This is a genomic window from Sciscionella marina DSM 45152 (assembly GCF_000379465.1).
Classification (GTDB): domain Bacteria; phylum Actinomycetota; class Actinomycetes; order Mycobacteriales; family Pseudonocardiaceae; genus Sciscionella; species Sciscionella marina.
In genome coordinates this window covers 19,148-26,110 of the sequence record NZ_KB905447.1, presented here as the reverse complement: position 1 = coordinate 26,110, position 6,963 = coordinate 19,148, and the positions used below count along the sequence as shown (strand labels likewise).

General features: G+C 68.8%; 9 protein-coding genes and 2 pseudogenes. 10 read left to right on the top strand and 1 reads right to left on the bottom strand.

The features are described 5' to 3' along the window. Window positions 1-197 precede the first annotated feature (197 nt). Both A37U_RS0137820 and A37U_RS0137815 read left to right on the top strand, forming a co-directional pair. Window positions 198-1,238, top strand: coding sequence for an ATP-binding cassette domain-containing protein (locus tag A37U_RS0137820; protein ID WP_083934221.1), 1,041 nt, complete (start codon window positions 198-200; stop codon window positions 1,236-1,238). After that, on the top strand, window positions 1,235-2,035 hold the full coding sequence (locus A37U_RS0137815; RefSeq protein ID WP_020501844.1) for an ABC transporter permease: 801 nt from the start codon (window positions 1,235-1,237) through the stop codon (window positions 2,033-2,035). The genes A37U_RS0137820 and A37U_RS0137815 overlap by 4 nt, the downstream gene beginning before the upstream one ends. A 3-nt stretch (window positions 2,036-2,038) precedes the next feature. On the opposite strand, the gene A37U_RS0137810 is transcribed toward A37U_RS0137815, so the two are convergent. Next, entirely contained in the window at window positions 2,039-2,503 is a 465-nt protein-coding gene (locus tag A37U_RS0137810) for a universal stress protein (RefSeq protein ID WP_020501843.1), read from the bottom strand. A gap of 75 nt (window positions 2,504-2,578) precedes the next feature. Here A37U_RS0137810 and A37U_RS0137805 point away from each other — a divergent pair, with 75 nt between their 5' ends. The 8 genes and pseudogenes from A37U_RS0137805 to A37U_RS53290 all read left to right on the top strand — a co-directional run bounded on the left by A37U_RS0137805 (window position 2,579) and on the right by A37U_RS53290 (window position 6,946). After that, window positions 2,579-3,499 (top strand): SPFH domain-containing protein, encoded by a 921-nt coding sequence (locus tag A37U_RS0137805; RefSeq protein ID WP_040589956.1) that lies wholly within the window; start codon window positions 2,579-2,581, stop codon window positions 3,497-3,499. A 2-nt stretch (window positions 3,500-3,501) separates the two neighbouring features. Further along, window positions 3,502-3,720, top strand: a complete 219-nt coding sequence (locus A37U_RS0137800; protein ID WP_020501841.1) for a type II toxin-antitoxin system antitoxin — start codon at window positions 3,502-3,504, stop codon at window positions 3,718-3,720. Window positions 3,721-3,730: 10 nt separating this feature from the next. Beyond that, window positions 3,731-4,558 (top strand): M55 family metallopeptidase, encoded by an 828-nt coding sequence (locus A37U_RS0137795; RefSeq protein WP_020501840.1) that lies wholly within the window; start codon window positions 3,731-3,733, stop codon window positions 4,556-4,558. Next, a complete protein-coding gene (locus A37U_RS0137790; protein WP_020501839.1) occupies window positions 4,551-5,861 on the top strand; it encodes a M20/M25/M40 family metallo-hydrolase in 1,311 nt (436 codons plus the stop codon). The genes A37U_RS0137795 and A37U_RS0137790 overlap by 8 nt, the downstream gene beginning before the upstream one ends. Before the next feature lie 17 nt (window positions 5,862-5,878). Next, a pseudogene (locus tag A37U_RS55245) lies at window positions 5,879-6,250 on the top strand (hypothetical protein); the annotation flags it as partial. Window positions 6,251-6,314: 64 nt separating this feature from the next. Continuing rightward, on the top strand, window positions 6,315-6,656 hold the full coding sequence (locus tag A37U_RS54235; protein WP_020501838.1) for a hypothetical protein: 342 nt from the start codon (window positions 6,315-6,317) through the stop codon (window positions 6,654-6,656). A gap of 21 nt (window positions 6,657-6,677) precedes the next feature. Continuing rightward, window positions 6,678-6,857 (top strand): annotated as a pseudogene (locus tag A37U_RS55240) (hypothetical protein); the annotation flags it as partial. After that, window positions 6,818-6,946, top strand: coding sequence for a hypothetical protein (locus A37U_RS53290; RefSeq protein WP_240437809.1), 129 nt, complete (start codon window positions 6,818-6,820; stop codon window positions 6,944-6,946). The pseudogene A37U_RS55240 and the gene A37U_RS53290, both read left to right, overlap by 40 nt. Window positions 6,947-6,963 lie beyond the last annotated feature (17 nt).

Genomic DNA, 6,963 nt, shown 5'->3' with positions numbered 1-6,963 from the left:
AGGGGATCCCCATTGTGCGGCATCGCGCCGACATGCGAGCGTGGAACCCCGTGAGGAAGCCTTCGCACCTGCGACGATTCGCGAAACCGCCGAAAAGCGGCGGAAATCGTCGATAGTTCCTCGTGCGCACAAATCGCTGACAAATCACTGACAGAACCGTGCAGCGGAACTGTCGCACAACACACTTCGGTCGGCCCATGAACAATGAACGGCCGCCACGGCGGCCCGTTGACAACGACGATAATACGAATCAGGATACGCGAAAGTCGGGCGAACCACTTTTGCGAATCCAATCGCTGTGCAAATCGTTTGGCGACACTCGTGCCGTCGACGGCGTGGACCTGAGCCTGCCGCGCGGATCGGTCTTCGGCCTGCTCGGCCCGAACGGAGCGGGCAAGACGACGATCGTGCGCATGCTGGCCACACTGCTGCGCCCGGACAGCGGCCGGATCACCGTCGGCGGGCACGACACGGCCACCGAGCCGGAGGCGGTGCGCCGCTCGATCGGGCTCTCCGGCCAGTTCGCCTCGGTCGACGAGAAACTGACCGGCGCGGAGAACCTCTATCTCGTCGGCAGGCTCTACGGAATGTCGCGGCGCACGGCCCGATCCCGCGCTGCCGAGATGCTGGGGCGGTTCCGGCTGACCGAGGCCGCCGACCGGCGCGCCCAGCACTACTCCGGCGGGATGCGGCGCAGGCTCGACCTCGCCGGGGCACTGCTGGCCAGGCCCGAGCTCGTGGTGCTCGATGAGCCCACGACCGGGCTCGACCCGCGCAGCAGGATGGACACCTGGGAGATCATCGGGGAGCTGGTGGCCGAGGGGGCGACCGTGCTGCTGACCACCCAGTATCTGGAGGAGGCCGATCGGCTCGCCGGTCGGATCGCGGTGCTGTCCGCGGGCCGGATCGTCGAACGGGGCACCCCGGACCAGCTCAAGGCACGCACCGGAGGACAGCGCCTGGACGTGACCGTGCCCAGCGAAGAGCTCGAAGTCACCGCGGGGATCCTGGGCGCACTCGCACAGAGCACACCCGCGGTGGATCCGGTGAACCGGCGCGTCGAGGTCGCCGTGCCGCACGGGCGCTCCGCCATGACCGAGGCATTGCGAAGGTTCGCCGAAGCGGGCATCGAGCCGCTGGACATGGCGCTGCGCAGGGCCACACTGGACGACGTCTTCCTCGCGCTCACCGAGGAACCCTCGCCGGAGCCGGACCGCGCCGGGGAGCTCACCCCATGACGACCCTGCTCCGCGTCGGACGGGACGCGCACATCATCGCCTGGCGCAATCTGCTGAATCTGCGCAGGACGCCGGGCACCCTGCTCACCTCGACCGCCCAGCCGATCATGTTCGTGCTGCTGCTCGCCTACGTGTTCGGCGGGAGCCTCGGTGGTGACGCCTATCGAGAGTTCCTGATGGGCGGGATCTTCGCGCAGACCATGGCCTTCAACGCCGCCTTCACGACCATCGGATTCGCCAACGACCTGCAGCGCGGATTCGTGGACCGGCTGCGCGCGCTGCCCATGTCCCGGGTCGCGGTGATCATCGGGCGCACCACATCCGATCTCAGCGCGAGCATGGTCTCGCTCGTGGTCACCTCACTGTGCGGGCTGGCCGTCGGCTGGCGGATCCGGGGCAGCGCACTGGACGCGGTGCTGGCCTACCTGCTGATCCTGCTGTTCGCCTTCGCCATGTCCTGGGTAGGTGCCTGGATCGGGCTCATCGCCCCTTCCGTGGAGGTCGCCATGAGTGCCGGGCTCATCTGGTTGTTCCCGGTCACGTTCATCTCCTCGGGTTTCGTCTCGGTGAGCGCGATGCCGAGCGGGCTCTCCGCGATAGCCGAGTGGAACCCGATCACCGCGGTCGCGGGCGCCACCCGCACGCTGTTCGGCAATCCGACCCCGGCGAACCTCCCGCAACCGGTCGGCTGGCCCGCCGAGCACGCCGCGCTCTACACAGTGCTGTGCTCGGTGGCGATCATCGCGGTTTTTCTGCCGCTGGCCGCCGCGCGGTACCGGCGGGTGGCGACCCGGTAGCGGCTACGGAACGACCGTGACCGGCCAGCGCCCGGCACGCACCAGGCGCACCGCGATCGAGCCGATCACCCGATGCCCGACGCTTTCCGAGGCGCCCACCACCACGGCGTCCGCGGTGAGTTCCTCGGCGGCCGCGATGAGCTCGCGGTACGGGTCCCCGGCACGCACCAGGAAGCGCCACCGCACCCCGTAGCCCTCGGTGCCACCACGCGATTCGACCGCCTCGGTGAGGTACTTCTCCAGGTCCTCGGCGATCGCCTCACCGGTCTTCACGGTCTCCGCCGCGAAGGTCGCCGTGCTCGACACGATGGGGCGCACGTAGACGAGCGCCAGTTCCGCGCCCTGCCGTCGCGCCAGCCCGCCCGCGTAGGCGGCCGCGCGCATCGCCGAATCCGACTCGTCGATCCCGGCGAGGATAAGTTTCGGGCCATCGGTACCGCGTTCGAAGTCGTTCGCCACACCGGTCATTGTCTCCCACGCCGAATCAGATATTTATCTGATATCATTTAATCGAAGTCAGTTACCCCTGAGGGAGTGATCACCATGACGACCACCGAGCCGTCGAACGTGCGCGAGCGCACCCCCGCGGTCCGTGAACGCCGGATCGACGCGGCCTCCGGGTGGACCGCGATCGCCGTGTCCGTGCTGCTCATCCTGATCGGTGCGGCGGGGATCGTGTTCGCCACCGTGCTCGGTGCCGCGCTCGGCATCGTGCTGCTGGTCCTCGGTATCCTGTTCGCCATCCTGGGCCTGCTCGGATTCGCCGGCCTCACCCCGGTCATCCCCGGTGAGGCACGCGTGCTGCAACTGTTCGGGCGCTATCTCGGCACGATCCGCTCCCCCGGGCTGAAGTGGGTCGACCCGTTCACCATCCGCCGCCCGGTGTCCACCCGGATCCGCAACCACGAGACCTCGACGCTCAAGGTCAACGACGCCGACGGCAACCCGATCGAGATCGCCGCGGTCGTCGTCTGGCACGTGCACGACACCGCGCAGGCAGTGTACGAGGTGGACAACTTCGTGCAGTTCGTGGCCATCCAGACCGAGACCGCGGTCCGGCATATCGCGAACAGCTACCCCTACGGCGCACGGGAGAGCGAGCGGCTCTCGCTGCTGGACAACACCGAGGAGATCACCCAGCAGCTGTCCGGGGAGATCACCGCGCGCATCGGGGCGGCGGGGGTGACCATCGTGGAATCCCGGATCACCGCTCTGGCCTACGCCCCGGAGATCGCCCAGGTCATGCTGCGCCGTCAGCAGGCGAGCGCGGTTGTCGCGGCACGCCAGCAGATCGTGGAGGGCGCGGTCGGTATGGTGCGCGAGGCGCTGTTCCGGCTGGACGAGGAGAACGTGGTCGAACTGGACGAGGAGCGGCGCGCGGCGATGGTGAGTAATCTGCTCGTCGTGTTGTGCAGCGAACAGTCCACCCAGCCGATCGTCAACTCCGGATCGCTATACCAGTAACCGTGTCTGCTGAACGCAAGGGCATCCTGCTGCGGCTCGATCCCGCCGTGCACGACGCGCTCGCCCGCTGGGCCTCGGACGAACTGCGCAGCACCAACGCACAGATCGAGTTCCTGTTGCGGCGTGCGCTTTCCGACGCGGGGCGGCTACCCAAGGACGCCGGGGCGCTACCGAAACGCGGGAGGCCACCGAAGCGCGAACCGAAGTCCGAGGACGGTTAGGCTGACCGCCGTGCGCATCATGATCTCCGCCGATATGGAAGGCGTCACCGGAGTCACCTGTTCCGCGGATGTCACCGTCGGCAGCGAACAGTGGCAGCGATTCCGCCCGATCTTCACCGAGGATGTGAACGCCTGCGTCGCCGGGCTCTACGCGGGCGGGGCCGCGGAGGTGGTGATCAACGAGGCGCACTCCTCGCAGCGCAACCTCCTGCTCGAGCGGCTCGATCCGCGAGTGAGCATGCTGACCGGCAAGCACAAGCCGCTTTCCATGATGGAGGGCATCGACACGGTACCCGACGGCGTGGTGTTCCTCGGTTATCACGCGGCGGCGGGCGCCGATGGGGTGCTCGCGCACACCTACCTGGAGAACCAGATCACCGGGGTCTGGCTGGACGGGGTGCGGGCGAGCGAGGGACGGCTCAACGCCGCGCTCGCCGCCGAATACGGGGTTCCGGTGATCCTGGTGACCGGGGACGACAAGTGCTGTGCGGACGCGGAGGACTACTTCCCGTCCGCCGCCAAGGCGATCGTGAAGACCTGCGTCTCCCGGTACGCGGCGATCTGCCTGCCACCCGCCCGCTCTGCCGAGGTGATCACCGAAGCGGCCCGCGCGGGAATGGCGGCCGCCGGGACCGGTGCGCGAACCGGATCGGCACACGAGATCGAGGTGGAGTTCGATGCGAGCCACCTCGCCGCCGCGGCCGCGCTCATCCCGACCGTACAACGCCGGGCCACGAACCGGATCGGCTTCGAGTCCGCCTCGATGACCGAGGCCATGCAGACCTTCAAGGTCGTCACCCAGGTCGCATCCGGTGCGGTGGACGGGATCTATGGCTGACCGCACCCTCGAGCACGCCGCGAACCTGATCCGGTTCGACACCACCAACCACGGCGGCGGGGACGCGAAGGGCGAGCGCGAGGCGGCCGAATACGTCGCCGGGGTGCTCACCGAGGCCGGGTACGCGCCCCGGATCCTGGAGTCCGCACCCCGGCGTTCGAACGTGCTGCTGCGCATTCCGGGAAGCGATCCCACACTGAGCGCGGTGCTCGCCCACGCGCACCTGGATGTGGTCCCCGCGGCCGCCTGCGATTGGTCGGTGGACCCGTTTTCCGGGGAGGTGCGCGACGGCTTTCTGTGGGGGCGCGGCGCCACAGACATGAAGGACATGTGCGCCATGCTGCTCAGCACCGCGGAACGCTGGGCGCGCGAGGGCACCGGTCCGCGCCGGGATGTGGTGTTCGCCTTCGTCGCCGACGAGGAGGACGCCGGTGCGTACGGCGCGCACTGGCTGACCGCGAACCACGCCGAGGAGTTCGCCGGATGTGCTTGTGCCATCAGCGAATCCGGCGGTTACACCTTTCCGGTCACCGCCCCGGACGGGCGCGAGGTACGGCTCTACCCGATCGCCACCGCCGAGCGCGGCACCATGCACCTGGAACTGACCGCGCGGGGCCGCGCGGGCCACGGTTCCCGCCCGAACACGGACAACGCCGTCACGGCACTGGTGAACGCGGTCGCCCGGATCGCGGCACACAGCTGGCCGGTCGTGCTCACCCCCGCCGTGCGCGGCTACCTCGAGGGTGCGGCCGGTGCGCTCGGGGTGCGCATCGATCTCACCGACGAACAGGGTGTGCTCGCCGCGATCGAGGCGCTCGGTGCGGCTGCTTCCCCGGTACTGCCCACGATCCGCAACTCCACGACCCCGACCGTGCTGGACGCGGGCTACAAGGTGAACGTCATCCCCTCCGAGGCCAGGGCACGACTGGATACCCGCTCACTTCCCGGAACCGAACCGGAACTGTTCGCCACCATCGACGAACTGCTCGGCACCGGGGTGGAACGCGCATCCCTGGTCCGCAATCCCGCGGTATCGGCGCCGATCGACTCGGAGTGGTTCGCCGCGATGAGCGAAGCGCTGCGTGCCGAGGATCCGGAAGCCGTGCCGGTGCCGTTCTGCATGGGTGGTGGCACCGACGCCAAGGCGTTCAGCGCGATCGGCCTCGACTGCTACGGGTTCTCCCCGCTGCGTCTTCCCGCCGAGTACCCGTATCGCGAGATGCCGCACGGGGTCGACGAACGGGTTCCCGTCTCCGCGCTCGAGTTCGGTGCACGTGCCCTCTGGCGATTCCTGTCGCACTAGCACCCATCACTTTTGACGTGACCCGGCCGATCGCCGTGAACCGAACAACGGTTGACCGCGGGATAGCAGCATGTCGGCGGGAATCCGTCTGGTCAACGGTGAATGGCACGTTGTGCACATTCTCCCCGCAACCGGTCGCCGCCGTCCGCACGGCAGGTGCCGATGCCGATGCCGATGCCGGTGCCGGACCGGGAGCCACGGCACCGGTGTCCACCGCAGCTTCGGCCGCCGCGGACATCGCCGGACGACTCGGTCTCGGCAACGCCGAGCAACTCATCGCCAAGGCAGCGAACGCGGACCGGGACGGCACCCGGCACCTGCGCTACGAGCGCACCTATCACAGCAGACCGGTGCTCGGTGGCGATCTGGTCGTCACGACCGGACCGAACGGCAGGCTCAGACAAGGGCGGTTGGCCAACCGCTTCCCGCTGGCCCTTTCCCTCGTCCCCGAACTTGGCCCCGGCACAGGCGGTCCGTGCGGCGCTCGCCGCAAACCCCTCGGTGCGCTACACCGCGAACCAGCCTCGCAAGGTCGTTTACGCGGCCGACGGCGCCCCGGTTCTCGGCTACGAGGCCGTGCTCGCCGGGGTCAAGGCCGACCGGACGCCGAGCCGGCTGCACGTGGTCACCGATGCGAACACCGGCAGGATTCTCGCCGGTGACGACGAGATCAAACAGCTGATCGGGGTAGCGACCGGGCGATCCTCGGCGGCACGGCCCGGCTCTGGTTCGCGCACCGGGCTCGCCGCGACCGGAACCGGGCGCACGGAATACAGCGGGGCGGTGAGCCTGTAGAGCCCCCGGTCCGGATCCGGCTACCAACTCACCGATGCCACGCGCGGCGGGCAGAGCATCTACAACCTCGACCACGCCACCTCCGGCAAGGGAACACCGATGACCGACACGGACAACGTGTGGGGCGACGGCAACGGTGCCACCGCGCAGACCGCGGGTGCATGGCCTACGGCGACGGATCCAATGGCACCCGGCCGCTGACCGAACTCGACGTGACCGGGCACGAGATGTCCCATGGAGTCACCTCGGCCACCGCGCGCGGGTCTACCGCGGCGAGTCCGGCGGACTGAACGAAACCACCCGCGAC

What these genes read in the sequence shown, in the direction of transcription:
- A37U_RS53290 (WP_240437809.1), top strand. Translation starts at nt 6,818, where the DNA reads ATGGCCTACGGCGACGGATCCAATGGCACCCGGCCGCTGACCGAACTC.
- A37U_RS0137790 (WP_020501839.1), top strand. Translation starts at nt 4,551, where the DNA reads ATGGCTGACCGCACCCTCGAGCACGCCGCGAACCTGATCCGGTTCGAC.
- A37U_RS0137820 (WP_083934221.1), top strand. Translation starts at nt 198, where the DNA reads ATGAACAATGAACGGCCGCCACGGCGGCCCGTTGACAACGACGATAAT.
- A37U_RS0137805 (WP_040589956.1), top strand. Translation starts at nt 2,579, where the DNA reads ATGACGACCACCGAGCCGTCGAACGTGCGCGAGCGCACCCCCGCGGTC.
- A37U_RS0137810 (WP_020501843.1), bottom strand. Translation starts at nt 2,503, where the DNA reads ATGACCGGTGTGGCGAACGACTTCGAACGCGGTACCGATGGCCCGAAA.
- A37U_RS0137815 (WP_020501844.1), top strand. Translation starts at nt 1,235, where the DNA reads ATGACGACCCTGCTCCGCGTCGGACGGGACGCGCACATCATCGCCTGG.